Source organism: Lysobacter cavernae (genome assembly GCF_042648505.1).
In the GTDB taxonomy this organism is placed as follows: domain Bacteria; phylum Pseudomonadota; class Gammaproteobacteria; order Xanthomonadales; family Xanthomonadaceae; genus Lysobacter_L; species Lysobacter_L cavernae.
Genome location: NZ_JBHRXK010000001.1, coordinates 337,845 through 363,964, shown reverse-complemented (window position 1 = coordinate 363,964; position 26,120 = coordinate 337,845). Strand labels below are relative to the sequence as shown.

Here is a 26,120-nt window from a genome sequence, read left to right as displayed (position 1 = left end):
ATTCGATGAAGCGCAGAGCGAAGCCTTTGCGAATCACCAATCACCAATCACCAATCACGCTCCCGCAGGGAGCCGCCGCATGAGCGCACAGCCAGTCAACCCGAGCCTGCCGCCGGACCACGTCACCGTCTTCATCGACGGTGTCGAGATGGCTGCGCCCAAGGGCTCGATGATCATCCAGGCGGCCGACAAGGCCGGCATCGCGATCCCGCGTTTCTGCTACCACGACAAGCTGTCGATCGCGGCCAACTGCCGCATGTGCCTGGTCGAAGTCGAGAAGATGCCGAAGCCGGCACCGGCCTGCGCCACGCCGGTGATGGATGGCATGAAGGTCACCACACGCAGCGACAAGGCATTGAAGTCGCAGCGCAACGTGATGGAGTTTCTGCTGATCAACCATCCGCTCGATTGCCCGATCTGCGATCAGGGTGGCGAGTGCGAGCTGCAGGACCTGTCGCTGGGCTACGGCCGTTCGGTCAGTCGTTTCGCCGAGCGCAAGCGCGTGGTGCCGGACGAGGACATGGGGCCGCTGGTCGCCACCGAGATGACCCGCTGCATCCAGTGCACGCGCTGCGTGCGCTTCACCGCGGAAGTCGCCGGCACCTATGAGCTGGGCGGCATGTACCGCGGCGAGAACCTGCAGATCGGCACCTTCGACGGCAAGCCGCTGACAACCGAGCTGTCCGGCAACGTCATCGACGTGTGCCCGGTCGGCGCGCTGACCAACAAGGTGTTCCAGTTCAAGGCGCGGCCGTGGGAATTGATCGCGCGCGAGTCGCTCGGTTACCACGACGCGCTCGGCAGCAACCTGTTCCACCACGTGCGCCGGGGTGAAGTGCTCCGCAGCGTGCCGCGCGACAACGAAGCGGTGAACGAGTGCTGGCTCTCGGACCGCGACCGTTACGCGCACCAGGGCCTGTATGCGCAGGACCGCGCGACCGTGCCGTTGGTCAAGGAAACAAATTCGGAAGGAACCAGCGAGTGGCGTGAGGCCTCGTGGGAAGAAGCGCTGGCCAAGGCCGCGAGGATCCTGCGCGACAACGGCGCCGACCAGCTTGGCATCCTCGCGCACCCGGCGACATCGAACGAGGAGGGTGCGCTGCTGGCGCGCCTGGCCGAAGCCCTGGGCACCGGCAACCTCGATCACCGCCTCTCGCAACATGACCTCAGCGATGCCGCCGTCGCCGAGACCTTCGCGATGCCGGTGACCGATATCGCCGACGCCGATGTCGTCGTCATTGTCGGCTCCAACCTGCGCCATGAGTTGCCGCTGGTGCACCAGCGCGTGCGCAAGGCCTGGACCCGTGGCGCCAAGGTGCACGTGGTCAATCCGGTCGATTTCGATTTCACCTTCGATATCGCCGGCAAGCACATCGTTGCGCCGTCTCAGCTTGCGGCCGCCCTGGCCGACAACGCGTTGATCGAGACCGCCAAGACCGGCTCGCGTGCGGTGGTGATCGTCGGTGCACTGGCCGAGAACGGTGCGCATGCCGCCGCGATCCGTCAGGCCACGGCTAATTTCGCCGCCGCCACCGGCGCGGCGCTGAACCGCATCCCGCAAGGCGCCAATACGGTCGGTCTGGCCGACTACGGCGTGCTGCCGACGTCGCGCGATGCCAAGGCGATGCTGGCCGACGCGCGCACGGCTTACCTCCTCTACGGCATCGAACCGGGCCTGGACTTTGCCGACACCGCGACGGCGCTGAAGGCGCTGGGTGGCGCGCAGGTCGTGGCGTTCAGCCACTTCGCCTGCCGCTCGACCCGTGCCGTGGCCGACGTGATCCTGCCGATTGGCCTGCTGCCTGAAATCGACGCGACCTTGACCAACCTCGACGGCCGCCAGCAATCCACCGTTGCCGGCGGCAAGCTGCCGGGTCAGGCGCGTGCTGGCTGGCGCGTGCTGCGTGCGCTCGGTGGCGAGATCGGTGCCAGAGGTTTCGAGTTCACCGACCTGGCGGGCCTGCGTTCGAACCTGCAGATGCGCGAGATCAAGCCGGTTGCCGGCAAGCCCGTGCAGATGGCGGAAGCAGGATTGGAGCTGGCCGTCAGCACCGCCATCTACCGCAGCGATGCGGTGGTTCGCCGTGCTGCTGCATTGCAGGCGCATCCGTTGAATATCGAACCACGTGTCGTGCTGCATCCACACGATGCCCGGACGCTCGGCCTGGCCGAGGGCGTGGTCGGCAAGTTCGTGGCCGATGCCGGCACCGCGATCTTGCCGGTCGCCACCAGCGACAAAGTCGCGCGCGGCACCGCCTGGATCGAAAGCGGGCACGGCGCGACGGCGCCGCTCGGCGCGGGCCGCGTTCAAGCGGGGAGGGCATGAAGATGAGTCTGTTCGATCCGTTCCGTGACTGGCTGCTCTCGTTCGGCATGGCCGGCACCGTGGCCTGGATCGTGCTGAAGATCCTGGCGATCGCCATGCCGGTGATCATCACCGTGGCGTTCTACGTGGTTTGGGAACGCAAACTGATCGGTTGGATGCACGTGCGCCGTGGGCCGATGTATGTCGGCATGGGCGTCCTGCAGGCCTTCGCCGACGTGTTCAAGCTGCTGTTCAAGGAAGTGATCCAGCCGGCCAAGGCCGAGCCCTTCCTGTTCAAGCTTGCGCCGTTGCTGGCGCTGGCGCCGGCGTTCGCCGCCTGGGCCGTGGTGCCGTTCGACTACCAGGTCGTGCTGTCCAATGCCAACGCCGGCTTGTTGTACCTGCTGGCGATGACCTCGCTGGGCGTGTACGGCATCATCCTCGCCGGTTGGGCCTCAAACTCGAAGTATGCATTCCTCGGCGCCATGCGTGCCGCGGCGCAGGTGGTCTCGTACGAAATCGCCATGGGTTTTGCCATGGTCGGCGTGATGGTCGGCGCCGGCAGCCTCAACCTCACCGATATCGTGATGGCGCAGGCCGGCAACGCCGGCGCGCTGGAATGGTTCTGGGTTCCGATGCTGCCGCTGTTCGTCATCTATTTCATTTCCGGCGTGGCCGAAACCAACCGCGCGCCGTTCGACGTGGTGGAAGGCGAGTCGGAAATCGTCGCCGGCCACATGGTCGAGTATTCGGGTTCGGCGTTCGCGCTGTTCTTCCTGGCCGAATACGCCAACATGATCCTGATCAGCTTCCTGACCGCGATCTTCTTCGTCGGCGGCTGGCTCAGTCCATTCCACGGCCTGGGTATCCCGTTGCTGTCAGTCGACGGCTGGTGGTGGCTGCTGGCCAAGGTGTTCTTCTTCGCCAGCTGCTTCATCTGGTTCCGCGCCTCGTTCCCGCGTTACCGCTATGACCAGATCATGCGCCTGGGCTGGAAGGTGTTCATCCCGCTCACCATCGCCTGGATCTGTGTGGTCGCGTTGATGGCGTACTTCGGCATCTTCGAGCCGGGCAAGTAAGGATCAGTCAGGCATGAATCGCATCACTTCTTATTTAAAGAGCCTGCTGCTCATCGAGCTGGCGCAGGGACTTGCCTTGACCGGCAAGTATCTGTTCAAGCCGAAGTACACGCTGATGTACCCGATGGAGAAGACGCCGCAGTCGCCGCGCTTCCGCGGCGTGCACGCGCTGCGCCGTTACCCCAACGGTGAAGAGCGCTGCATCGCCTGCAAGCTGTGCGAGGCTGTGTGCCCGGCGCTGGCGATCACCATCGACTCCGAAAAGCGTGAGGACGGCACCCGCCGCACCACGCGCTACGACATCGACCTGTTCAAGTGCATCTTCTGCGGCTTCTGCGAGGAGTCCTGCCCGGTTGATTCGATCGTGGAAACGCACATTCACGAGTACCACTTCGACAAGCGCGGACAGAACATCGTCACCAAGCCGCAGCTGCTGGCGATCGGCGACCGTCTCGAAGCCGAGATCGCCGAACGCCGCGCCGCCGACGCGCCCTTCCGCTGAGGCCCGACGACATGGATCTTGCCCAGATTGCTTTCTTCGTCTTCGCCGCTGCTGCCGTGATGTCGGCCGTGGCCGTGATCAGCGTCAAGAACCCGGTCCACGCGGCGCTCGCGCTGGTGCTGACGTTCTTCTCGGTCGCCTGCGTGTGGATCATCGCCGGTGCCGAGTTCCTCGGCGTCGCATTGATCCTGGTCTACGTCGGCGCGGTGATGGTGCTGTTCCTGTTCGTGGTGATGATGCTCGACATCGATGTCGTGCCATTGCGTGAGGGCTACGTGCGCTACCTGCCGGTCGGTCTGCTGGTTGCAGTGGTGATGTTGGTCGAGATGCTGACCCTGATCGGCGTCAAGGCCAGCGCGACCACACCGTTCCCGGCCGATGCGGCGACCGGTGGCAATACTGCCTGGCTGGCGCGTGCGCTGTTTACCGACTTCCTGCTGCCGTTCGAGGTCGCCGCGGTGATCCTTACCGTCGCCGTGATCGCGGCGGTGATGCTGACCCTGCGTCGCCGTCCGGGCGCCAAGCACCAGAACCCGTCGCTGCAGGCGCGTGTGCGGGCCAGCGACCGCCTGCGCATGGTGCAGATGGAGGCGGTCAAGCCGGTCCCGCCGGCAGAGATCGAAATGCCAGCGGAGGAGGGCAAGCCATGAGCGAATTCTTCGGGACGGGCCTGGCACTGGGGCACTACCTCGCGCTCGGCGCGGTGCTGTTCTGCATCAGCGTCGCCGGCATCTTCCTCAACCGCAAGAACGTGATCTTGTTGTTGATGTCGCTGGAGTTGCTGCTGCTGGCGGTCAACATCAATTTCGTCGCGTTCTCGCGTCAGCTGGCCGACCCGGCCGGTCAGGTGTTCGTGTTCTTCATCCTGACCGTGGCCGCGGCCGAGGCTGCGATCGGCCTGGCCATCCTGGTCACGCTGTTCCGTAACCGGCGCACGATCAATGTCGCCGAAATCGACACGATGAAGGGCTGACGCGAGTGGATAACGCAATCGTGGATCACGCCATCTCCAAGACCGTCCTGCTGGCGATCGTGCTGGCACCGCTGCTGGGCGCGATCATCGCCGGTCTGTTCCGTCGTCAGGTCGGGCGCGCCGGCGCCCACTGGGTCACCATCCTCGGCGTCGCGGTCAGCTGCGTGCTGTCGGTGCAGGTGCTGTGGCAGCTGGTCGGGCAGGGCGCCGCGCCGTTCAACGAGAACGTCTACACCTGGTTCCAGGTCGGCGGCTACGAAGCCCACATCGGCTTCATGGTCGACAAGCTGACCGCGATGATGATGGTGGTCGTCACCTTCGTCTCGCTGCTGGTGCACATCTACACCATCGGCTACATGGCAGAGGACGACGGCTACCAGCGCTTCTTCAGCTACATCTCGCTGTTCACCTTCTCGATGTTGATGCTCGTGATGAGCAACAACTTCCTGCAGCTGTTCTTCGGTTGGGAAGCGGTGGGCCTGGTCTCGTACCTGCTGATCGGCTTCTGGTTCAAGCGCCCGACCGCGGTGTTTGCCAACCTCAAGGCGTTCCTGGTCAACCGCGTCGGCGATTTCGGCTTCCTGCTCGGCATCGCCGGCATCCTGTATGCCTTTGGCACGCTGGACTATGCGACCGTGTTCGCCAAAACCGGCGAGCCGATCATCGCCAGCGCGCAGATGCAGCACGCTTGGCCGGTCCTGGCCGAGAGTGGTAGCTGGCTGGCGCCAATGGCGGGCTGGTCGCTGATGACGGTGATCTGCATCTGCCTGTTCATCGGCGCCATGGGTAAATCGGCGCAGGTGCCGCTGCACGTGTGGCTGCCGGACTCGATGGAAGGCCCGACCCCGATTTCGGCACTGATCCACGCCGCGACGATGGTGACCGCTGGCATCTTCATGGTCGCGCGCATGTCGCCGCTGTTTGAGCTGTCGCAGACCGCGCTCAACTTCGTCCTGTTCATCGGTGCCACCACCGCGTTCTGGACCGGCTTGATCGGTATCGTCCAGAACGACATCAAGCGCGTGGTTGCGTACTCGACGCTGTCGCAGCTGGGCTACATGACGGTGGCGCTGGGCGTGTCGGCCTACAGCGCCGGCGTCTACCACCTGATGACCCACGCCTTCTTCAAGGCCCTGCTGTTCCTTGGTGCCGGCTCGGTGATCATCGGCATGCACCACGAACAGGACATGCGTCGCATGGGCGGGCTCAGGAAGTACATGCCCATCACCTATTGGACGATGTTGATCGGCACGCTGGCCCTGGTTGGCACGCCGTTCTTCAGCGGCTTCTACTCGAAGGACACCATCATCGAGGCCGCCGCGCATCACGCCCACGAGGCGCACAACTGGGTGGCGACGTATGCCTACTGGGCTGTGCTGCTGGGCGCGTTTGTCACTGCGTTCTACAGCTTCCGCCTGCTGTACCTGACCTTCCACGGCAAGGAGCGTTTCCACGATCCGGTGCCCGACCATTACGTCGCCCCGGAAGCGGATTCGACCGAGCACGAGACCGCGCTGGCTGAGGAACACGGCCACGACGCGCACGGCAAGCACGGCGATCATGGCCACGACGACCACGCCCACACGCCGCACGAATCGCCGTGGGTGGTGACGGTGCCGCTGATCCTACTGGCGATCCCCTCGGTACTGATCGGCTTCTTCACCGTCGGCCCGATGCTGTTCGGTTCCGACCTGTCCGGTCACGCCAGGCAGTTGCCGTTCTTCCTCGGCGCAATCGATGTGCCGGCCGCGCGTGACGTGATTGGCAAGCTGGCTGAGGAGTTCCACGGCTCGGTGGCGTTCGCGCTGCACGGCTTCAAGGCGCCGGCGTTCTGGCTGGCCTTCGCCGGCTTCGCCCTGGCCACCGTCATGTACTGGTGGAAGCCGGAGCTGCCGGCCAAGGCGCGCAAGGTATTCGCCTGGCCGGTGCGCGTGCTTGAGGACAAGTACGGCTTCGACAAGCTCTGGATCGGCGGTTTCGCCGGCGGCGGCATCGCCTTGGGCAAGCTCTCGCGCGCGATCGACACCTACGTGATCGACGGTGCCGCGGTGAACGGAAGTGCCCGTGCCGTCGACCTGGTTGCACGCCTGACCCGCCGCATGCAGTCCGGTTACCTCTACCACTATGCTTTCGCGATGATCCTCGGCCTGATTGCACTTCTGGCCGTGCTGATTCGTTACTGGCGCTAATCCAACAAGGACCCGCGACGTGAGCCCCGAGCCCTTGCAGAGCACTTCTTTCCTGCTCAGCCTCCTGATCTGGCTGCCGATTCTCGGTGGTCTTGCCACCCTCGCGTTCGGCAACGAACGCGCCAATGCCGCGCGTTGGTTCGCCACCGCCGTGGCGCTGCTGACCCTGGTAGCCAGCGTCTTCATGTTCACCGGCTTCGACATGGCCAGCCCGGCCATGCAGTTCGTCGAGAACAAGGCGTGGATCCCCGCCTACGACATCCGTTATCACCTCGGCGTCGACGGCATTTCCGTGTCGCTGATCGGCCTGACCACGCTGACCTCGCTGCTGGCGATGATCGGCGCCTGGACTTCGGTCGACAAGCGCGTCAGCCAGTACTACGCCTCGTTCCTGATCCTCGAAGGCCTGATGATCGGCGTGTTCAGCGCGCTCGACTCGATCCTGTTCTATGTCTTCTTCGAAGGCATGCTGATCCCGATGTTCCTGATCATCGGTGTCTGGGGCGGGCCGCGTCGCATCTACGCATCGATCAAGTTCTTCCTCTACACCTTCCTCGGCTCGCTGTTCATGCTGGTCGGGTTGATTTACCTGTACCTCAAGGGCGGCAGCTGGCAGCTCGCCGACCTGTACGCGCTGCCGCTGACGGCGACCGAGCAGATGTGGCTGTTCTTCGGCTTCCTGGTCGCGTTCGCGGTCAAGGTGCCGATGTTCCCGGTGCACACCTGGTTGCCGGATGCGCACGTCGAGGCGCCGACTGCCGGCTCGGTGATCCTGGCGGCGATCATGTTGAAGATCGGTGGCTACGGCTTCCTGCGCTTCGTGCTGCCGATCGTGCCGGACGCCGGTTACGAATGGGCCTGGCTGGTGATCGCGTTGAGCCTGATCGCGGTGATCTACGTCGGCCTGGTCGCCCTGGCCCAGGACGACATGAAGAAGCTGATCGCCTACTCGTCGGTCTCGCACATGGGCTTCGTGACGTTGGGCATCTTCATCGCCTTCGGCCTGGTCCGCGACTACGGTAACGGCGATGCTGCGCGCCTGGGTCTGCAGGGCGCGATGGTGCAGATGATCAGCCACGGCTTCGTGTCGGGTGCGATGTTCAGTTGCGTCGGCGTGCTCTACGACCGCATGCACAGCCGCAGGATCAAGGACTACGGCGGCGTCGCCAACGTGATGCCGTGGTTCGCCGCGTTCGTGGTGTTGTTCGCGATGGCCAACTCGGGCCTGCCGGGCACCTCGGGCTTCGTCGGCGAGTTCATGGTCATCCTGGCCAGCTTCCAGAAGCACCCGTTGATCGCCTTTGCCGCCGCGACCACGCTCATCATCGGCGCCGGCTACACGCTGTGGCTGGTCAAGCGCGTGATCTGGGGCGAGGTCGGCAACGCCCACGTCGCCGAGCTGGAAGACATCAATCCGCGTGAGGTCTTCGTCCTGGGCGTGTTTGCCGCCGGCGTGCTGGTGCTGGGCGTGTGGCCGAAGCCGCTGACGGACCTGATGGAACCGTCGATCGCGAATCTGGCGATGCAGATCGCCTCGTCGAAGCTTTGAGGTTGTAGCGCATGATCATGCCCGTCCGCTCTTTCGCCGACCTGATGCCGCTGCTGCCCGAGCTGGTGGTGATTCTCGGTGCATTCGCGCTGCTGATGCTCGACCTGTTCCTCGACGAGCGCCGCCGCTTCATCACCCACGCCGCCGCGATCGCCGTGCTGGCGGTCGCCACCGCGTTGATCGCCTTTGGCGTCGGTGGTCACGGCAGCGTGCTCAATGGCATGTTCGTGCGCGATACCGCCGCCGACGTGATGAAGATCGCGATTGGCGTGGTCGGCATCCTGTCGATGGTCTACACCTGGTCGTACCTGCGCGAGCGCGGGCTGTACAAGGGCGAGGTCGCGGTGCTGATGCTGTTCGCCACCGCCGGCATGATGTTGCTGGTTTCAGCCGGCAGCCTGGTGATGGTCTACCTCGGCCTGGAAATGCTGGCGCTGTGCTCGTACGCCCTGGTCGCGATCGATCGCGACAGCCCGGTCGCCTCCGAGGCCGCGATCAAGTACTTCGTGCTGGGCGCGCTGGCCTCGGGCCTGCTGTTGTACGGCATGTCGCTGGTCTACGGCGCCACCGGTTCGCTCGACTTGACGCAGATCGCTGCCGTTGTGAAGACCAGCCCGTCCAGCCTGATGCTGGTCACCGGCGTGATCTTCATGGTCGCCGGCATCGCCTTCAAGTTTGGTGCCGCGCCGTTCCACATGTGGCTGCCGGACGTCTACAGTGGCGCGCCCACGGCGATCACCATCTTCATCGGTGCCGCGCCGAGCCTGGCCTCGTTCGGCATGGCCTACCGGCTGCTGGAAGTGGCCGCTGGCCCGCTCGACGACCGCTGGCGCATCCTGCTCGCCGTGATTGCGGCGCTGTCGCTGGCGATCGGCAACCTCAGCGCCATGGTGCAGACCAGCCTCAAGCGCCTGCTCGCGTACTCGACCGTGTCGCACGTCGGCTTCCTGTTCCTCGGCCTGGCCGGGGGCGGGGCGCAGGGCTTCTCGGCCGCGATGTTCTATTCGATCAACTACGCGGTGACCACGGCCGCGGCGTTCGGCGCGATCGTGGTGCTGTCCAGCCGCGGTTTCGAGGCCGACCAGATCGACGACTACAAGGGCCTCAACGCGCGCAATCCGTGGTTGGCCGGGCTGATCCTGTGTGTGATGGCCTCGCTGGCCGGCGTGCCGCCGTTCCTCGGCTTCTGGGCCAAGCTGGCGGTGCTGCGTGCCGCGCTGCAGGGCGACATGCTGTGGCTGGCGCTGGTTGGCGTGGTGTTCGCGGTGGTCGGTGCGTTCTACTACCTGCGCGTGATCAAGGCGATGTACTTCGACGAGCCGGACGGGCAGATGCCCGTGGTTCGCGAGGACCGTCCGCTGCGTATCGTGTTCGGGGTCAACGCGCTGGCGCTGCTCGCGCTGGGTTTCGCATGGAATCCGATCATGGTGTGGTGCCAGCGCGCCTTCGCCGGCTGATCGGTTGGAAATATTTTCACGTAAACCCTGAATTGGGCTTGCGTAGATTTAAGTCGATCGTTATTATGATCGGCCTGATGCGGGGTGGAGCAGTCTGGCAGCTCGTCGGGCTCATAACCCGAAGGTCGCAGGTTCAAATCCTGCCCCCGCTACCAGCTTCGGTCTGAGCGATTCGCTCATTGAAGGCCTCTTCGGAGGCCTTCTTAAGACCAAAGGCTCGGGCTTGGTGGTCGCGTTCTGCTCACGCGACCACGCCGAAATCCAGTTGTACGGACAAGGGGCCCGCCGGGCCCTTTGTTTTTTTTCGTGTTCGGTTTTACCGAGGCATCGCCGGTGGGGAGCATCGCTCCGGCCAGTCGCAACCGCAGGAGTCAGGCGCGTGACGGACAAAGCAGTCGAAATCGCCAACTTGCTCGCCCCGACCGTGGCATCGCTGGGGGTCGAGCTGCTGGGCGCGGAATACCTGCCGTCTCCCGGCAGTGCGCTGTTGCGCCTGTACATCGATGTGCCTGCCGAAGCGATTGGCAGCGATGGCGAGCCGCGTTCGGTGACGATCGAGGACTGCGAGGCGGTCAGCCGTGAGGTATCCGCGCAGCTCGACGTCGAGGATCCGATCAGCAGCAACTACACGCTGGAAGTCTCATCGCCGGGCATCGACCGGCCACTGTTCACGCTGGCGCATTTCGCCCGCTTTGCCGGTGAGTCGGTCAAGATCGGCCTGAAGCTGCCGCAGGACGGTCGCCGTCGCCTGCAGGGCCAGATCGCCCGGGTCGAGGGCGATCACGTCGTGTTCGTGCTCGACGGCAGCGAATTCGTCGTGTCGTTCGGCAATATCGACAAGGCGCGCCTGGTTCCGGACTGGGCCGCACTGGGCCTCGCGCCCAGCAAGGACCGGCCTTCAAAGGGCGCGTCCCCCAAGGGCGGTCGCTCCGACAAGAGCGGCGTCAAGAACACCCCCACCAAAAAGCCAACCCATAAGCCGGCGGCCGACAAGCCGACCCGTGCGGAGTAACGAGATGAGCAAGGAACTGTTGCTGGTCGTGGATGCGGTCGCCAATGAGAAGGGCGTGCCGCGCGAGGTCATCTTCGAGGCGATCGAGGCCGCATTGGCGTCGGCCGCGAAGAAGCGTTATCACGACGAGGACGTGCTGGTACGCGTCACGATCGACCCCAAGGACGGCGGATACGAGACCTTCCGCCGCATGGAGGTCGTGGCCGATGACGTGGTGATGGAATCGCCGGACCGCCAAGTCCGCCTGATGGACGCGATCGACGAGGTCGAGGGCGTCGAGGTTGGCGACTACATCGAGGAGCAGATCGAAAACCCCGACTTCGGTCGCATCGCCGCGCAGGCCGCCAAGCAGGTGATCGTGCAGCGCGTGCGCGAGGCCGAGCGCCAGCAGGTCGTCGATGCCTGGAAGGACCGCGTCGGCGAACTGGTCACCGGCATCGTCAAGCGTGTCGAGCGCGGCAACATCTACGTCGATCTGGGCGGCAACGCGGAAGCGATCATCCCGAAGGACAAGGGCATTCCGCGCGACGTGCTGCGCACCGGCGACCGCGTGCGCGGCTACCTGTACGACGTGCGCACCGAGCCGCGCGGCCCGCAGCTGTTCATCAGCCGCGCCGCCCCGGAATTCATGATGGAGCTGTTCAAGCTCGAGGTGCCGGAAGTCGGCCAGGGCCTGGTCTCGATCAAGGCCTGCGCCCGCGACCCGGGCGACCGCGCCAAGATCGCCGTACTCGCGCACGACAACCGCACTGATCCGATCGGCGCCTGCATCGGCATGCGCGGTTCGCGCGTGCAGGCGGTGAGCAACGAGCTCAATGGCGAGCGCGTCGACATCGTGCTGTGGTCGGACAACCCGGCCCAGTTCGTCATCAACGCGATGGCGCCGGCCGAAGTGCAGTCGATCATCGTCGATGAAGAAAAGCACTCGATGGACCTGGCCGTGGCCGAGGACCGCCTGGCCCAGGCGATCGGCAAGGGCGGCCAGAACGTGCGCCTGGCCAGTCGCCTCAGTGGTTGGCAGCTGAACGTGATGACCCAGGACCAGGTCACCGCCAAGTCCGAGGCTGAACAGGTCGCTGCGCGCCAGCTGTTCCAGGAAAAGCTCGAAGTCGACGAGGAAATCGCCGGTATCCTGGTCTCGGAAGGCTTCAACACGGTCGAGGAAATCGCCTACGTGCCGGTCGGCGAGCTGCTCGCGGTCGAGGGCTTCGACGAGGACATCGTCGAGGAACTGCGCTCGCGTGCCCGCGATGCCCTGCTCAACGAGGCGCTGGCGGCCGAGGAGGAGGTCGACGAGCACCAGCCGGCCGAGGACCTGCTGTCGCTGGAAGGCATGGACGACGAGCTCGCCTTCGCGCTGGCCGCGCGTGGCGTGGTCACCCGCGACGACCTGGCCGACCTGGCGACCGACGAGCTGACCGATATCGAAGGTGTCGATGAAGCACGTGCTGCCGCCCTGATCATGGAAGCGCGCAAGCACTGGTTCGAGTAACAAGCAACCGTAGGGCGGGCCTGGGCCCGCCATGCGTTGTCCGGCGGGTCAATACCCGCCGTACGCCCCGAAGGAAGTCCCCTTGGGGGACAATTGCTCCATCACGCGCGGGACACGTCCCACGCCACGAGGACACGGAATCCGAATGTCGCAGCAAACCACCATCCGCAAGCTGGCCGAGCTGGTGAACACGCCGGTCGAGAAGTTGCTGGAGCAGCTGGCCGAGGCCGGCATGACCTTCAGCGGCCCCGACCAGGTCGTGACCAGCATCGAGAAAGTCAAGCTGCTCGGCTTCCTCAAGCGTGCCCACGGCAAGGTCGAACAGCCGGCCGAGGCCGGCGATGCGCCGAAGAAGATCACGCTCAACCGCAGCCGCAAGCAGGAACTCACCGTCGGCGGCGGCAAGAACAAGACCACCGTCGACGTGGTCGTGCGCAAGAAGGTCACCCTGGTCAAGCCGATCGACGGCCAGACCGGCGATCCGACCGACGAGCGCACCGAGATCCTGCGCAAGCTTGAAGAATCCAAGCAGCGCAACCTTGCCGAGCAGGAGCGCCTGGCAGCCGATGACCGGCGCCGCGCCGAAGCCGTCGAGACGGCGCGCAAGGAAACCGAGGAGACCGCGCGTCTCAAGGCCGAGGAAGAAGCCAAGGCCAAGCTGGCCGACGCCAGCGCGCTGGCCGGTGGCGAGGACGAGCCGGTGCGCAAGGCACCGACCAGTCACGGTCACGGCCATCCCAAGCCGGCCGCGCCGCGCGCCGCCGAGGCGCCGCGTGGGGCCGCCGCCGATCCGCGCCACAAGACCCGTGGTTCGCACGCGATGGTTGCCGGTGTCGAGGACGACGACCGCACCAACCGCTTCGCAGGCCAGATGCACCTGAGTGCCTCCGACCGCGCGCGTCGCTCGACCAGCACGCGTGGCAAGCCCAAGCCGCGTCGCCAGGCCGAGCAGCTCCGCTCCGGCAGTGGTTTCACCCGTCCGACCGCGCCGATCGTGCGCGAAGTGGCGATCGGCGAAACCATCACCGTGGCCGATCTCGCCCAGAAGCTCGCGCTCAAGGGTGGCGATGTGGTCAAGGCGCTGTTCAAGATGGGCGTGATGGCCACCATCACCCAGAGCATCGACTTCGATACCGCGGCGCTGGTGACCGAGGAACTCGGCCACACCGTGGTCCGGGCCGACGCCAACACCGCCGAGGATGCGCTGCTCGCGCACGTCGAGGACACGCAGGGCGAGAAGATCACGCGTCCGCCGGTGGTCACCATCATGGGTCACGTCGACCACGGCAAGACCTCGCTGCTCGACTACATTCGTCGCACCAAGGTCGCTTCCGGCGAAGCCGGCGGCATCACCCAGCACATCGGCGCGTACCACGTCGAAACCGACAAGGGCGTGATCAGCTTCCTTGATACGCCGGGCCACGCCGCCTTCACCTCGATGCGCGCGCGCGGCGCCAAGCTCACCGACATCGTGGTGCTGGTCGTGGCCGCCGATGACGGCGTCATGCCGCAGACCAAGGAAGCGGTGCAGCACGCCAAGGCCGCCGGCGTGCCGCTGATCGTGGCGATCAACAAGATCGACAAGTCCGACGCCGACCCGCTGCGGGTCAAGAACGAGCTGCTCGCGCAGGACGTGGTCGCCGAGGATTTCGGCGGCGACACCCAGATGGTCGAGCTGTCGGCCAAGACCGGCGCGGGCGTGGACAACCTGCTCGATGCGATTTCGCTGCAGGCCGAAGTGCTCGAGCTCAAGGCGGTGCCGACCGGCCGCGCCACCGGCGTGGTCATCGAATCGGCGCTCGACAAGGGCCGCGGCCCGGTCGCGACCGTGCTGGTCCAGCAGGGCGAGCTGAAGAAGGGCGATTACCTCGTCTGCGGCGTGCAGTACGGCCGCGTGCGTGCGCTGTTCGACGAGACCGGTTCGCAGGTGCCCAGCGCGGGCCCGTCGATCCCGGTGCAGGTACTCGGTCTGTCGGGCGTGCCCGATGCCGGCGACGATTTCGTCGTGGTCGAGGACGAGCGCCTGGCCAAGGACGTCGCCCAGCAGCGTGATACCAAGCGTCGCGAATCGCGCCTGGTCGCCGCAGCGGGCAACCGCATGGAAGACATCATGGCGCAGATGGGCAAGGGCGAGGGCCAGCTGAGCCTCAACCTGGTCATCAAGGCCGACGTGCAGGGTTCGGTCGAGGCGTTGCGCCAGTCGTTGACGGCGCTGTCCAACGACCAGATCCGCATCAACGTGATCAGCTCCGGCGTAGGCGGCATCACCGAGTCCGACGCCAACGCCGCGGCGACCGCCAAGGCCACCGTGATCGGCTTCAACGTGCGCGCCGATGCTTCGGCGCGCAAGGTGATCGATTCCTACGGTGTCGACCTGCGTTACTTCTCGATCATCTATGACGTGATCGACCAGGTGAAGCAGGTGGCCTCGGGCATCCTCGGCGTCGAGATCCGCGAAGAGATCATCGGCACCGCCGAGGTCCGCGATGTGTTCCGCAGCTCCAAGTTCGGCGCGGTTGCCGGCTGCATGGTGGTCGAGGGCGTGGTCAAGCGCCACAAGCCGATCCGCGTGCTGCGCGACAATGCCGTGGTCTTCGAGGGCGAGCTGGAATCGCTGCGCCGCTTCAAGGAGAACGTCGACGAGGTGCGCAACGGCACCGAGTGCGGCATCGGCGTGAAGGCGTACAACGACGTCAAGCCGGGCGACCAGATCGAGTGCTTCGAGCGCGTCGAAGTCCAGCGCACGCTGTAAAGCCGGGACGATCATGCCGACCAAGTCGTTCCATCGCACCGACCGCGTTTCCGCCCAGCTCCGCAGGGAGCTGGGCACGCTGGTCCACGAGGCCGTGCGCGAGCACGGCCTGCCGTCGGTCAGCGTGTCCGACGTCGAGGTCACGCGCGACCTGGCCCATGCCAAGGTGTTCGTGACCGCGCTGCAGGAAGAGCGCTCCAGGGAAGCGGTCAAGGCGTTGAAGGAACTGGCGCCGCAGATCCGCTTCCAGCTCGGTCGCGCGATGAAGCTGCGCCATGTGCCGGAGCTGCATTTCCACTACGACGATTCGGTCGATCGCGGTGAGCGCATCGACAATCTCCTGCGCGACGCCCCGGCCGGTACCGCTGCGACGGACGAAGGCCCGGACGACAACACCGACTGACGGCAGGTGGCTGCCCCGCGGCCGTCTGCTTGCCGCCGCCGACTTTCCGCGGGAACGTATGAGTAACCACCGCGGCTACCGCCAACACCCGAGCCGATGAGCAAGAAGCCTCGTACTGTATTTCGTGCGCTCGACGGCATTCTGCTGTTCGACAAGCCGCTCGGGCTCAGCTCGAACCAGGCGCTGCAGCAGGTGCGTCACCTGTTCCGCGCCGAGAAGGCTGGCCACACCGGCAGCCTCGATCCGCTCGCGACCGGGCTGTTGCCGCTCTGCTTCGGCGAGGCGACCAAGATCGCCGGCCTGCTGCTCGGATCGAGCAAGGCCTACGAGACCACGGCGGTGCTCGGCGTCACCACCGATACCGACGATGCCGACGGCGTGCCACTGCTCGAGCGTCTGGTACCGGAACTGGACGATGCCGCGATCGAGGCTGCGTTGGCGCCCCTGCGCGGGCCGATCCGCCAGCGTGCCCCGATCTATTCGGCGCTCAAGCAGGGCGGCGAACCGTTGTACGCCAAGGCGCGGCGTGGCGAGGCGATCGAGGCACCCGAGCGCGATGTGGTCGTGCATGCGCTGGAGTTGATCGAGCGCGACGGCCCGCGCCTGCGCCTCAAGGTCGAATGCGGCTCCGGCACCTACGTGCGCAGCTTGGTGCGCGACCTCGGCGAGACCCTGGGCTGTGGTGCCCATGTCGCCAGCCTGCGCCGGCTCTGGGTCGCTCCCTTCACGCAGCCGCGCATGTTCACCCTCGACGAACTGCAGGCGCTGGCCGGGCAGGGCGAGGGCGCCCTCGATGCCTGTCTGCTGCCGATCGAGGCCGGACTGGCCGCGTTCCCGCGGGTCGAACTCGACAGCGAGGCCGCCCGGCGCCTCGGCTATGGCCAGAGCGTGTCGTGTGACGCGGGCGAGGACGGGCTGGTTGCGGTCTTCAGCGACGCCGGCCACTGTCTGGGCCTTGGCCAGCGCCAGGACGGACACCGCCTGTTGCCGCAGCGTCTGTTCCGCTGGGCGACGCAATCCGGGCCGATCGAGCACCGCGAAAAAGCTGAACAGACGTCCGACCGGTCGAGCTGATTCCGTTCGTCGCTATCGGACGGGTTGGTTGCGGTCGCATTCGCCCGGGCGGGCTGGTACAATTCCGCCGCTTTTCAAGCACTTCGAAAGCACTTTCCCTCAAGCAAACGGCGGGCCAGGCGGTGCGTCGGTGCGGGTTACACCGCGACCGATTCGCTTCTGCAGGTCTTGCATCTGAAGAGAACAAGCAATGTCCATCGACACCAGCAAGATCATCGAATCCAACAAGCGCGGTGACAACGACACCGGTTCGCCGGAAGTCCAGGTCGCCCTGCTGACCGCGCGCATCGAGCAGCTGACTGGCCACTTCAAGGTCCACAAGCAGGACCACCACAGCCGTCGCGGCCTGCTGCAGATGGTCAACCGCCGCCGCAGCCTGCTCGACTACCTCAAGCGCAAGGACAACGAGCGCTACAAGGCCCTGATCGAGAAACTGGGCCTGCGTCGCTAAACGAACACCCACCGCGGCGCAGCGATGCGCCGCGGTTCGTTTTTGAGCTCCACTGAATTATCGGCCGCCGCGGCGGCCGACCGGAGCGGGGCAAGGGCCTCGACCGGAACGCACAGAACCGATAGGAAACCAACGTGGCAAAAATTACCAAGACCTTCCAGTACGGCAGCCAGCAAGTCACGCTGGAGACCGGTGAAATCGCCCGCCAGGCCGGCGGCGCCGTCATGGTCACCGTCGATGGCACCGTGCTGCTGGTCACCGCGGTCGCCAACAAGACCGCGCGCGAGGGCCAGGACTTCTTCCCCCTGACCGTCGACTACCAGGAGAAGTTCTACGCCGGCGGCCGTATCCCGGGTGGCTTCTTCAAGCGCGAAGGCCGTCAGACCGAGAAGGAAACGCTGATCTCGCGCCTGATCGACCGTCCGATCCGTCCGCTGTTCCCGGAAGGCTTCCGCAACGAAGTCCAGATCATCGCGACCGTCATGTCGATGAACCCGGAAATCGACGGCGACATCCCGGCGCTGCTGGGCGCGTCCGCCGCGCTGGCGCTGTCGGGTGCCCCGTTCGACGGCCCGATCGGTGCCGCCAAGGTCGGTTACAAGGACGGCCAGTATCTGCTGAACCCGACCGTCTCCGAGCTCAAGGATTCCAAGCTCGAACTCGTCGTCGCCGGTACCGCCAACGCGGTGCTGATGGTCGAGTCCGAAGCCGACGTGCTCTCGGAAGACGTGATGCTCGGCGCGGTGGTCTACGGCCACCAGCAGATGCAGGTCGCGATCAACGCGATCAACGAGCTGGTCGCCGAAGCCGGCAAGCCGAAGTGGAACTGGTCGGCCCCGGCCGCCAACGAAGCCATGGTCGGCGCGCTCAAGACCGCCATTGGTGATCGCCTGACCCAGGCCTTCACTGTGCGCGACAAGCTGGAGCGCAAGGACGCCATCTCGGCGTTGAAGAAGGATGTGCTGGCCTCGCTGGCCGCGCAGGCCGAAGCCAACGAGTGGAAGGCAGCCGACCTGTCGAAGGAATTCGGCGAGCTCGAGTACTCGACCATGCGTGCCGCCGTGCTCAGCACCAAGATCCGCATCGACGGCCGTGCGCTCGACACCGTGCGTGGCATCGCCTCGAAGGTCGGCGTGCTGCCGCGTACCCACGGCTCGTCGCTGTTCACCCGCGGTGAGACCCAGGCAATCGTGGTTGCGACGCTGGGCACCGCGCGCGACGGCCAGATCATCGACGCCGTCTCGGGCGAGTACAAGGAACACTTCCTGTTCCACTACAACTTCCCCCCGTACTCGGTGGGTGAAGCCGGCCGCATGATGGGTCCGAAGCGTCGCGAAATCGGCCACGGCCGCCTTGCCAAGCGCGGCGTGCTTGCCGTGATGCCGACGATGGAAGAGTTCCCGTACACCATCCGCATCGTCTCGGAGATCACCGAGTCGAACGGCTCCTCGTCGATGGCCTCGGTCTGCGGTTCCTCGCTGGCCCTGATGGACGCCGGCGTGCCGATCAAGGCGCCGGTCGCCGGTATCGCGATGGGCCTGGTGAAGGAAGGCAACGACTTCGTCGTGCTGTCCGACATCCTCGGTGACGAAGATCATCTCGGCGACATGGACTTCAAGGTGGCCGGTACCTCGGAAGGTATCTCGGCGCTGCAGATGGACATCAAGATCCAGGGCATCACCGAAGAGATCATGAAGGTCGCGCTGGCGCAGGCCAAGGCCGGCCGTCTGCACATCCTCGGCGAGATGGCCAACGCCATCACCACCTCGCGTACCGAACTGTCCGAGTTCGCCCCGCGCCTGCTGACGATGAAGATCCACCCGGACAAGATCCGCGAAGTGATCGGCAAGGGTGGCTCGACCATCCAGGCCATCACCAAGGAAACCGGCACCCAGATCGACATCCAGGACGACGGCACCATCGTGATCGCGTCGGTGAATGCCGCCGCTGCCGAAGCCGCCAAGGCGCGCATTGAGCAGATCACCTCGGATGTCGAGCCGGGCCGCATCTACGAAGGCAAGGTCGCCAAGATCATGGACTTCGGTGCGTTCGTGACGATCCTGCCGGGCAAGGACGGTCTGGTGCACGTCTCGCAGATCTCCAGCGAGCGCGTCGAGAAGGTCTCCGACAAGCTCAAGGAAGGCGACGTGGTCAAGGTCAAGGTGCTGGAAGTCGACAAGCAGGGCCGCATCCGCCTGTCGATCAAGGCCGTCGAGGAAGGCGAGGGCGTCGCGGCCGAGTAAGTCGCGCAAGCCACATCGCTGGACATGAAAAAGCGGGCTTCGGCCCGCTTTTTCTTTGTCGTCGGATTCCCCGGCGGAGTTTGAAACGCGGACGTGGTTTGTTCATTCGATGGCGTTGTCGCTGAGATCGAACAGGTCGGTTTGCGCAGCGAGACTGTCCCGATCGACAAAACCCGACAGGCCGACACCGACCAGGCGATAGCGCGTGTGTGGCGGATGCTCCACCCGCGATCGCAGGTCGCAGGCGATATCGCTCAGTTCTGTAAGCGATGCCGGTCGCAGGGATGGCGTCAGGCTGCGCGTGAGGATGCGGAAGTCGCTGGTCTTGAGCTTGAGTACCACGGTGCGCGCGATGCGCTCGTCATGCTGCTCACGCTCGCGCTGGTAGCCGGCCCAGGTCTTTTCGGCGAGACGGCGGATGTGCGGCTCCAGTGCCTCCAGCGGCAGGTCGTGTTCGAAGGTGTCCTCGGACGAGATCTGCAGCGTCGGCCGCTCGGGTTGCACCGGATGCTCGTCGATGCCGAGCGACAGCTCGTGCAGGCGCCGGCCCCAGCGGCCGAAGTGGTGCTCGAGTGCCGCTGACTCCAATCCGCGTAGATCGGCCACGGTGGCGACGCCGAGGTCGGCCAGTCGGCGTTCCATGACCTTGCCGACGCCGGGCAGGCGCCCGACCGGGAGCGGTGCCAGGAAGGCTTCGACCCGGTGCGGGCGGATCACGAACAGGCCGTCGGGCTTGTTCCAGTCCGAGGCGATCTTGGCGAGGAACTTGTTCGGTGCGACACCGGCCGAGGCGGTGAGCTGGGTCTCCTCGCGGATCGCGGTGCGGATGGCCTCGGCGGTGGCGGTGGCCGAAGGCAGGTCGGTCTTGGTGATGGTGACGTCGAGGTAGGCCTCGTCCAGCGACAGCGGTTCGATCAGATCGGTGTGGCGAGCGAAGATCTCGCGTATCTGCCGGGACACGGCCTTGTAGCGGGCAAAATCCGGCGGCACGAACATCGCCTGCGGGCACAGGCGCTCTGCGCGCACGGCCGGCATCGCCGAGCGCACACCGAACTTGCGCGCCTCGTAGCTGGCCGCGCACACCACCGAGCGGGCACCGCGCCAGGCCACGACCACCGGCTGACCGCGCAGGTCAGGGGCGTCGCGCTGTTCAACCGACGCGTAGAAGGCGTCCATGTCGACGTGCAGGATTTTGCGGGGTGGTGAAGGCATGCCGAAATTATCGCCGCGCGGCGCCGGTCAGGCGTTGCCGCGGTAGTTTCGTTCCCTATCAGGCGAATCTCCCTCGAAAGACCTTGGCCTTCATCCGCGCAGGCCTGTCCTGGGCCTGTCGAAGGGCGGAGGCAGTGCCATTGCTTATCCGCTTAAATTCACTGGACTCCCAGTTCGTGGGGCGGTCGATCAAAGACGCCGCACTTGCCGGCATCACACCGGCTTTGGCACGCTGTCGTCCTTCGATCGCCCCGGAGCGCCCATGTCGCGCCATTTCTCGATGTTGCGCGAGTTCCATCTCGCCGACTGGTTCACCCTCGCCAATGCCTTCTGCGGCACCGGCGCGATCTTTGCCGCGATGCGGTTCCTGCAGGAAGGCGGCGTGCGCGACCTGATGATCGGCATGGCGCTGATCCCGCTCGCCTTCATCTTCGATGCACTCGACGGCCGGGTCGCGCGCTGGCGCAAGTCGGCGTCCACGCTGGGGCGCGAGCTCGATTCGCTGGCAGACGTGATCTCCTTCGGTGTCGCCCCGGCCGCGCTGGCCTACGCCTGCGGTCTGCAGGGCGGTTGGGACTGGGTGGTGCTCAGCTACTTCGTCGGCTGTGGCGTGAGTCGCCTGGCGCGCTACAACGTCACCGCCGAGCAGCTTTCAGGCGAGGACGACAAGGTCAAATACTTCGAAGGCACGCCAATCCCGACCAGCCTGGTGCTGGTGATCGTGCTGGCGGTGGCTGCGTGGCAGGGCGCAATCGGGCCGGACCTGTGGTTCGGCATGGTCAAGCTGGGTCCGTGGCAGTTCCACCCGCTGGTGCTGCTGTTCGCGCTGTCGGGCTCGCTGATGATCAGCAAGACGCTGCGCATTCCCAAGCCCTGACCCCGGCGCGGCCTGCCACCCTGCGGCGTTATGATCGCGGCTCCTTCCGGAGGCGGTGATGGCGAAGCAAGGGTTCGGTTCCGACCATTTCGACGCATTGGCGCGGCGTTACTGGAACGCCTGGGGCGAGGCCCTGCGCGGCGCGTCCGGGTCCGAAGCGCCGGACCCCGCCGCATCGACGACGCCGGGCTGGAACGAGGCGATCGACTGGTGGTCGCAGCTGGCCCGGTCATCGGTTTCCGGTGGCAGCGGCCAGGCCGATGCCACGATCGCGCGCTTCAGCACGCAGGCGAGTGCCTGGTTCGGGCAGATGCAGCAGCTCGCCGCCCGGTTTGCTGGCCGCGATGCCGATGCTGCCGAGATCGTCCAGGCCTGGAAGCAGGCGCTGGGTGGCGAGGGTGCCAATCCGTTCGCCGACCTGCTGGGCAGCTTGCACGGACCCGGCCAGCACGATCTGTCGGACTGGTGGCAGCAGGTCGCTCCACACCTGCAGCGTTGGCAGCGCGAGAGCGGGGCGTGGCTCGACGCACCGGCGTTCGGCTTTGCCCGCGAGCACCAGCAGCGCTGGCAGCGGCTGGCGCAGGCCCAGCTCGATAGCCAGCAGCAAAGCCAGGCCTATCAGGCCCTGTTGGCCGAGGCCGTGCAGGACGCATTCGCACGCTTCGAGCGCAAGCTGACCGAGCGCAGCGAACCCGGGCGGCAGATCGATTCGGCGCGCGCGCTGTTCGATCTGTGGATCGACGCGGCAGAGGAGGCCTACGCCGACATTGCGCTGTCGCCGCGCTTCCGTGATGCCTACGCCGCGCTGGTGAATTCGCAGATGCGACTGCGTGCCAACGTCCAGGCCGAGATCGAGCAGGCCAGTGCGCAACTGGGCATGCCGACCCGCACTGAGCTCGATTCAGCCCATCGCAAGATCGTCCAGCTGGAACGCGAGCTGCGCCAGCTGCGCGATATGGTGCAGGCGCAGGCCGCTGCTACGTCCGATCCAGCGCCTGCTGCCGTGAAGCCGGGCACCAAGCCACGTGCCGCCGGCAAGCGTGCCGCCGTGGCCAAGCCAGCGGCGAAGCCGGTCAAGAAGCCTGCCGCTGCCAAGGCGCGCCAGACCACCGCGACCAAGCCGACCAAGCACAAGCCTGTGAAGGGCAAGCGCTGACATGAACGGACACGTCGTCAAGGGGCCGCTGGGCTTCAGTGCCGAATCGCTGGCGCAGGAGGCGCTGCAGTTGCAGACCAAGCTGCGCGCCGGGCTCGACACCTTGCGCGCTGTCGACGATGTCGCATACGGTGCCACCGCGAAGGAAGAAGTCTGGCGCGACGGCAAGGTGGTGCTGTACCGCTTTCGCGGTGAGCGCACGCCGAGCGCGAAAGTGCCACTGCTCATCGTCTACGCGCTGGTCAACCGGCCGTACATGGTCGATCTGCAGGCCGACAAGTCGATCGTGCGCGGTCTGCTCGAGCGTGGCGAGGATGTTTACCTGCTCGACTGGGGTTATCCCGACCGCTCCGACCGTTACCTGGAGCTCGACGACTACATCCAGCGCTTCCTCGGCGGTGCGGTCGATCACCTGCGCCGCGAACACCGCCTCGATGCCGTCAACCTGCTTGGCATCTGCCAGGGCGGCGCGTTCTCGCTGTGCTATGCCGCGTTGAATCCGGGCAAGGTACGCAATCTGGTCACCATGGTCACGCCGGTGGATTTCCACACCGGCGACAACATGCTGTCGAACTGGACGCGCGGGCTCGATGCCGACCTGTTCGTCGACGCGTTGGGCAACGTGCCGGCCGACGTGATGAACTGGTGCTACCTCACGCTCAAACCGTGGCGCTTGTTCGTGCAGAAGTACGTGGGCCTGGTCGACATCCTCGACGACCCGCGCGCGCTGGAGGATTTCCTGCGCATGGAGAAGTGGATCTTCGACTCGCCCGACCAGGCCGGCGAAGCGTTCCGCCAGTTCATCCAGCAGTTCTACCAGGGCAATGGCTTCGTCAACGGCGGCATCGACATCGGCGGCCGCGCCGTCGACCTGCAGTACGTTGCCATGCCGGTGCTCAATGTCTATGCCGAGCAGGACCACCTGGTGCCGCCGGTGTCCTCGAAGGCGCTGAAGGACCTGGTCGGCAGCGACGACTACAGCGAGCTGTCGTTCAAGGGCGGGCACATCGGCATCTACGTATCGAGCCGCGCGCAACGCGAAGTGCCGGGTGCGATCCACGACTGGTTGGCGCCGCGCTCGCGCTGACGGCCACTCCTACGTGAAAACAAAATTCGGAACGGATCAATAGGAGCGTTCTACCGATGCTGCGAACCGCGATGCGCCACTTTTTTTTTGCTGCTCAGTTCGCAGTTCTCCTTGCCTGCGCTTCGACGCCAACAACGGCATCGGACGCATCATCCATGCCGAAACCGGCCGAAGCCATTGCTGGCGACTCAACCCGCTGGGAAGCCGATATCGCCGCCTTCGAGCAGGCCGACAGCGTGGTGCGGCGCCGGCCGGGTGGGGTGGTGTTCGTCGGCAGCTCATCGATCCGGCTGTGGGACTCGCTGGCCGGGGATTTTCCCGGGGTTGCCATCCTCAACCGCGGCTTTGGCGGCTCGCGCGTGCGTGATTCGACGTTCCATGCACAGCGCATCATCACGCCGTACCAGCCGCGCGCGGTGGTGCTGTATGCCGGCGACAACGACCTGGCCGAAGGCCGCACGCCGCAGCAGGTGCGCGACGATTTTGTCGCCTTTGTCGCCAAGGTGCGGCAGTCGCTGCCACAGGCCCGCATCGCCTATATCGCGATCAAGCCCAGCCCGTCGCGGCAGTCGCTGCTGCCGCAGGCACGGACGGCCAACCAACTGATCAGGGACTACGCGACGCAGGCATCCGGCATCGACTACCTCGACGTGTTCACGCCGATGCTGGACGCCCACGGCGCCCCGCGCGCCGACCTGTTCCTCGCCGATCGGCTGCATATGAACGCCAACGGTTATGCGCTATGGGCGCAAGTGGTCGGGCCATGGCTGGATGGGTTGTAATGCCGGCATGACTCGGTCGCTTGCAACGGTTTTGATCGCACTTGTGGGCGTGCTGTTGGCCGCCCCGACGGCGAACGCGGCCGAGGCCGCTACGCCAGCGCAGATCGCGCGCGAGATCGACCGGCTGATCGCGGCGCTGGGGGCGTCCGGCTGCCAGTTCCAGCGCAACGGTCGCTGGTACGACGCGGGCGAAGCGCAGGCGCATCTGCGCAAGAAGTACGCCTGGCTGCGCAAGCGCGACATGGTCGCGAGCAGCGAACAGTTCATCGAGCGCGCCGGCAGCGAAAGCAGCATGAGCGGAAAACCCTACCAGGTCCGCTGCCCCGGCCGGCCGGCGGTGGTCTCGTCAAGCTGGTTGACGGCGAAACTGGCCGAACTGCGCCGCACATCGCCTTGACATCAGGGCGCTAGACTGCGGCCGTCTGCCCGCAAGGACCGAGTTGCATGAACACCCCGCGCCCGTTTGCCCGCTCCCGCCACGACAGGATGATCGCCGGCGTCATCGGCGGCATCGCCCGCCGTTACGGCTGGAACTCGACCCTGCTGCGGGTGATCTACGTGATCGTTTCGATCGCCTCGGCGGCATTCCCCGGCATCATCGTCTACCTGATCCTGTGGTTGCTGATGCCCGATGGCGATTGAGAGGCCGCCACAGCGGCGGTTGCGCCCGGCTTCGCGCATGCCTGTGTACCTGTTTCGCGCACTGCTTGGCCTGGGCGCGTTGTGGACGCTGCCGAATACCCTGATCGGCCTGTTGCTGGGGGCGGCTGGGCTCGTCTTCGGCGCGCACATGCACTGGCGTCGGCGTGATCTGGCGATCGTGTTCCATCGCTGGCCGTGGGGGCCGGGTGGGGCGATCACGTTCGGCAACGTGATTCTCCACACGGGCGACAACCTCGATTCGCCCTGCGTCACCTATGCCCACCGCGCCGGTCACGGCGAGCAGCCGACGATCATGCTGGCCGACCATGAGCGCGCCCATGTGTATCAGTACCTCGTGCTCGGTCCCTTGTTCCTGCCGCTGTACCTGTTGTGTGGCGGCATCAGCGCGCGTAACCGTTTCGAACGTGCCGCCGATCGCTATGCCTTGAGCGGACGCGGTTGGTGGCCGTTTGGTGCCGATGCCTGAGGTGCGAGGCTGCGCTGAGGTCCGACAAACGGTCGTGGAATGCTACGGAAATTTGACCGTGGGCTAACGCAGGCCTCGCTAGTCTTGCCGCGTCGGAGAAAAAGTAATGGGCGAGAGCCCACTGCAACAGCTCCGATACGGAAGGCCCGGCCACGCGAGGTTCATCCTCGTAGACTGGGCCTTCTCTTTGAGCGCGATGGTGAGTACGCAGTGGCGAATACGCGCCCAGTTGTTGGCCCCCGCATTGCCGGAGCTGCGCCAGGCCTCGAAGCCGCCGGCCAGAAGACGCACGCGTTTGAAGGCGCGACGAGTCAGCTCGCGCGCCAGCACCGCCGCCGACACCTCGCTGGGGCAATCGCAATACACGATCACCCGTCCTGCGGCATCAGCTCGGCC

Annotated in this window: 24 protein-coding genes and 1 tRNA gene; 23 read left to right on the top strand and 2 right to left on the bottom strand. The window is 65.7% G+C overall.

The genetic code is table 11. The annotated features are described in order from the left end of the window. The first annotated feature begins 79 nt into the window (after positions 1-79). The 16 genes from nuoG to pnp all read left to right on the top strand — a co-directional run bounded on the left by nuoG (position 80) and on the right by pnp (position 19,481). Positions 80-2,326 (top strand): NADH-quinone oxidoreductase subunit NuoG, encoded by a 2,247-nt coding sequence (gene nuoG, locus ACFOLC_RS01675; protein ID WP_386756992.1) that lies wholly within the window; start codon positions 80-82, stop codon positions 2,324-2,326. 2 nt (positions 2,327-2,328) lie between these two features. Next, positions 2,329-3,384 (top strand): NADH-quinone oxidoreductase subunit NuoH, encoded by a 1,056-nt coding sequence (nuoH, locus tag ACFOLC_RS01670; protein ID WP_386757929.1) that lies wholly within the window; start codon positions 2,329-2,331, stop codon positions 3,382-3,384. A gap of 13 nt (positions 3,385-3,397) precedes the next feature. Next, positions 3,398-3,886: an NADH-quinone oxidoreductase subunit NuoI gene (gene nuoI, locus ACFOLC_RS01665; RefSeq protein ID WP_386756990.1), complete on the top strand. Its 489-nt coding sequence runs from the start codon at positions 3,398-3,400 to the stop codon at positions 3,884-3,886. Positions 3,887-3,897: 11 nt separating this feature from the next. Next, the gene (locus ACFOLC_RS01660) at positions 3,898-4,536 is read left to right on the top strand and encodes an NADH-quinone oxidoreductase subunit J (protein WP_386756989.1); all 639 of its coding nucleotides are present in this window, start codon (positions 3,898-3,900) and stop codon (positions 4,534-4,536) included. Continuing rightward, entirely contained in the window at positions 4,533-4,859 is a 327-nt protein-coding gene (gene nuoK, locus ACFOLC_RS01655) for an NADH-quinone oxidoreductase subunit NuoK (RefSeq protein WP_386756988.1), read from the top strand. Before ACFOLC_RS01660 ends, nuoK begins: the two co-directional genes overlap by 4 nt. 20 nt (positions 4,860-4,879) lie before the next feature. After that, positions 4,880-7,048, top strand: a complete 2,169-nt coding sequence (gene nuoL, locus ACFOLC_RS01650) for an NADH-quinone oxidoreductase subunit L (protein ID WP_386756986.1) — start codon at positions 4,880-4,882, stop codon at positions 7,046-7,048. A 34-nt stretch (positions 7,049-7,082) separates the two neighbouring features. After that, the gene (locus ACFOLC_RS01645; RefSeq protein ID WP_449284289.1) at positions 7,083-8,597 is read left to right on the top strand and encodes an NADH-quinone oxidoreductase subunit M; all 1,515 of its coding nucleotides are present in this window, start codon (positions 7,083-7,085) and stop codon (positions 8,595-8,597) included. 11 nt (positions 8,598-8,608) lie between these two features. Next, the gene (gene nuoN, locus ACFOLC_RS01640; RefSeq protein ID WP_386756985.1) at positions 8,609-10,054 is read left to right on the top strand and encodes an NADH-quinone oxidoreductase subunit NuoN; all 1,446 of its coding nucleotides are present in this window, start codon (positions 8,609-8,611) and stop codon (positions 10,052-10,054) included. 78 nt (positions 10,055-10,132) lie between these two features. Beyond that, positions 10,133-10,209: transfer RNA gene (locus ACFOLC_RS01635), tRNA-Met, on the top strand. Between the two features lie 224 nt (positions 10,210-10,433). Continuing rightward, entirely contained in the window at positions 10,434-11,066 is a 633-nt protein-coding gene (rimP, locus tag ACFOLC_RS01630) for a ribosome maturation factor RimP (RefSeq protein WP_386756983.1), read from the top strand. A gap of 4 nt (positions 11,067-11,070) precedes the next feature. Beyond that, entirely contained in the window at positions 11,071-12,558 is a 1,488-nt protein-coding gene (nusA, locus tag ACFOLC_RS01625) for a transcription termination factor NusA (RefSeq protein WP_386756982.1), read from the top strand. 145 nt (positions 12,559-12,703) lie between these two features. After that, positions 12,704-15,310: a translation initiation factor IF-2 gene (infB, locus tag ACFOLC_RS01620; RefSeq protein ID WP_386756981.1), complete on the top strand. Its 2,607-nt coding sequence runs from the start codon at positions 12,704-12,706 to the stop codon at positions 15,308-15,310. 13 nt (positions 15,311-15,323) lie between these two features. Continuing rightward, entirely contained in the window at positions 15,324-15,713 is a 390-nt protein-coding gene (gene rbfA / locus ACFOLC_RS01615; protein ID WP_386756980.1) for a 30S ribosome-binding factor RbfA, read from the top strand. 96 nt (positions 15,714-15,809) lie between these two features. Continuing rightward, positions 15,810-16,787 (top strand): tRNA pseudouridine(55) synthase TruB, encoded by a 978-nt coding sequence (gene truB, locus ACFOLC_RS01610; protein WP_386756979.1) that lies wholly within the window; start codon positions 15,810-15,812, stop codon positions 16,785-16,787. Positions 16,788-16,977: 190 nt separating this feature from the next. Continuing rightward, complete coding sequence (rpsO, locus tag ACFOLC_RS01605) at positions 16,978-17,238, top strand: 30S ribosomal protein S15 (RefSeq protein WP_386756977.1); 261 nt, start codon at positions 16,978-16,980, stop codon at positions 17,236-17,238. A gap of 134 nt (positions 17,239-17,372) precedes the next feature. Beyond that, complete coding sequence (pnp, locus tag ACFOLC_RS01600) at positions 17,373-19,481, top strand: polyribonucleotide nucleotidyltransferase (RefSeq protein WP_386756976.1); 2,109 nt, start codon at positions 17,373-17,375, stop codon at positions 19,479-19,481. Positions 19,482-19,583: 102 nt separating this feature from the next. Here pnp and dinB read toward each other — a convergent pair whose 3' ends face one another. Then, positions 19,584-20,693, bottom strand: a complete 1,110-nt coding sequence (gene dinB / locus ACFOLC_RS01595; RefSeq protein ID WP_386756975.1) for a DNA polymerase IV — start codon at positions 20,691-20,693, stop codon at positions 19,584-19,586. Positions 20,694-20,955: 262 nt separating this feature from the next. On the opposite strand from dinB, the gene ACFOLC_RS01590 reads away from it, so the two are divergent. Genes ACFOLC_RS01590 through ACFOLC_RS01560 form a run of 7 tightly spaced genes read left to right on the top strand, consistent with a single transcriptional unit; the run spans position 20,956 to position 25,724 of the window. Next, positions 20,956-21,570 carry a CDP-alcohol phosphatidyltransferase family protein gene (locus ACFOLC_RS01590; protein ID WP_386756973.1) on the top strand — a complete coding sequence of 205 codons (615 nt, stop codon included), beginning with the start codon at positions 20,956-20,958 and terminating at the stop codon, positions 21,568-21,570. A 58-nt stretch (positions 21,571-21,628) separates the two neighbouring features. Beyond that, positions 21,629-22,726, top strand: a complete 1,098-nt coding sequence (gene phaE, locus ACFOLC_RS01585) for a class III poly(R)-hydroxyalkanoic acid synthase subunit PhaE (protein WP_386756972.1) — start codon at positions 21,629-21,631, stop codon at positions 22,724-22,726. Between the two features lies 1 nt (position 22,727). Next, positions 22,728-23,813, top strand: a complete 1,086-nt coding sequence (locus ACFOLC_RS01580; protein ID WP_386756971.1) for a class III poly(R)-hydroxyalkanoic acid synthase subunit PhaC — start codon at positions 22,728-22,730, stop codon at positions 23,811-23,813. 56 nt (positions 23,814-23,869) lie between these two features. Further along, the gene (locus ACFOLC_RS01575; protein WP_386756970.1) at positions 23,870-24,595 is read left to right on the top strand and encodes an SGNH/GDSL hydrolase family protein; all 726 of its coding nucleotides are present in this window, start codon (positions 23,870-23,872) and stop codon (positions 24,593-24,595) included. A 43-nt stretch (positions 24,596-24,638) separates the two neighbouring features. Continuing rightward, positions 24,639-24,992 carry a YfeK family protein gene (locus ACFOLC_RS01570; RefSeq protein ID WP_386756968.1) on the top strand — a complete coding sequence of 118 codons (354 nt, stop codon included), beginning with the start codon at positions 24,639-24,641 and terminating at the stop codon, positions 24,990-24,992. Positions 24,993-25,039: 47 nt separating this feature from the next. Further along, positions 25,040-25,237, top strand: coding sequence for a PspC domain-containing protein (locus ACFOLC_RS01565; protein WP_386756967.1), 198 nt, complete (start codon positions 25,040-25,042; stop codon positions 25,235-25,237). 37 nt (positions 25,238-25,274) lie between these two features. Further along, complete coding sequence (locus ACFOLC_RS01560) at positions 25,275-25,724, top strand: hypothetical protein (RefSeq protein WP_386756966.1); 450 nt, start codon at positions 25,275-25,277, stop codon at positions 25,722-25,724. A gap of 78 nt (positions 25,725-25,802) precedes the next feature. On the opposite strand, the gene ACFOLC_RS01555 is transcribed toward ACFOLC_RS01560, so the two are convergent. After that, complete coding sequence (locus ACFOLC_RS01555) at positions 25,803-26,096, bottom strand: hypothetical protein (protein ID WP_386756964.1); 294 nt, start codon at positions 26,094-26,096, stop codon at positions 25,803-25,805. Positions 26,097-26,120 lie beyond the last annotated feature (24 nt).

Coding starts and splice junctions, on each gene's coding strand:
- nuoG (WP_386756992.1), top strand. CDS start 80: ATGAGCGCACAGCCAGTCAACCCGAGCCTGCCGCCGGACCACGTCACC.
- nuoH (WP_386757929.1), top strand. CDS start 2,329: ATGAGTCTGTTCGATCCGTTCCGTGACTGGCTGCTCTCGTTCGGCATG.
- nuoI (WP_386756990.1), top strand. CDS start 3,398: ATGAATCGCATCACTTCTTATTTAAAGAGCCTGCTGCTCATCGAGCTG.
- ACFOLC_RS01660 (WP_386756989.1), top strand. CDS start 3,898: ATGGATCTTGCCCAGATTGCTTTCTTCGTCTTCGCCGCTGCTGCCGTG.
- nuoK (WP_386756988.1), top strand. CDS start 4,533: ATGAGCGAATTCTTCGGGACGGGCCTGGCACTGGGGCACTACCTCGCG.
- nuoN (WP_386756985.1), top strand. CDS start 8,609: ATGATCATGCCCGTCCGCTCTTTCGCCGACCTGATGCCGCTGCTGCCC.
- nusA (WP_386756982.1), top strand. CDS start 11,071: ATGAGCAAGGAACTGTTGCTGGTCGTGGATGCGGTCGCCAATGAGAAG.
- infB (WP_386756981.1), top strand. CDS start 12,704: ATGTCGCAGCAAACCACCATCCGCAAGCTGGCCGAGCTGGTGAACACG.
- rbfA (WP_386756980.1), top strand. CDS start 15,324: ATGCCGACCAAGTCGTTCCATCGCACCGACCGCGTTTCCGCCCAGCTC.
- truB (WP_386756979.1), top strand. CDS start 15,810: ATGAGCAAGAAGCCTCGTACTGTATTTCGTGCGCTCGACGGCATTCTG.
- rpsO (WP_386756977.1), top strand. CDS start 16,978: ATGTCCATCGACACCAGCAAGATCATCGAATCCAACAAGCGCGGTGAC.
- dinB (WP_386756975.1), bottom strand. CDS start 20,693: ATGCCTTCACCACCCCGCAAAATCCTGCACGTCGACATGGACGCCTTC.
- ACFOLC_RS01590 (WP_386756973.1), top strand. CDS start 20,956: ATGTCGCGCCATTTCTCGATGTTGCGCGAGTTCCATCTCGCCGACTGG.
- phaE (WP_386756972.1), top strand. CDS start 21,629: ATGGCGAAGCAAGGGTTCGGTTCCGACCATTTCGACGCATTGGCGCGG.
- ACFOLC_RS01580 (WP_386756971.1), top strand. CDS start 22,728: ATGAACGGACACGTCGTCAAGGGGCCGCTGGGCTTCAGTGCCGAATCG.
- ACFOLC_RS01575 (WP_386756970.1), top strand. CDS start 23,870: ATGCTGCGAACCGCGATGCGCCACTTTTTTTTTGCTGCTCAGTTCGCA.
- ACFOLC_RS01565 (WP_386756967.1), top strand. CDS start 25,040: ATGAACACCCCGCGCCCGTTTGCCCGCTCCCGCCACGACAGGATGATC.
- ACFOLC_RS01560 (WP_386756966.1), top strand. CDS start 25,275: ATGCCTGTGTACCTGTTTCGCGCACTGCTTGGCCTGGGCGCGTTGTGG.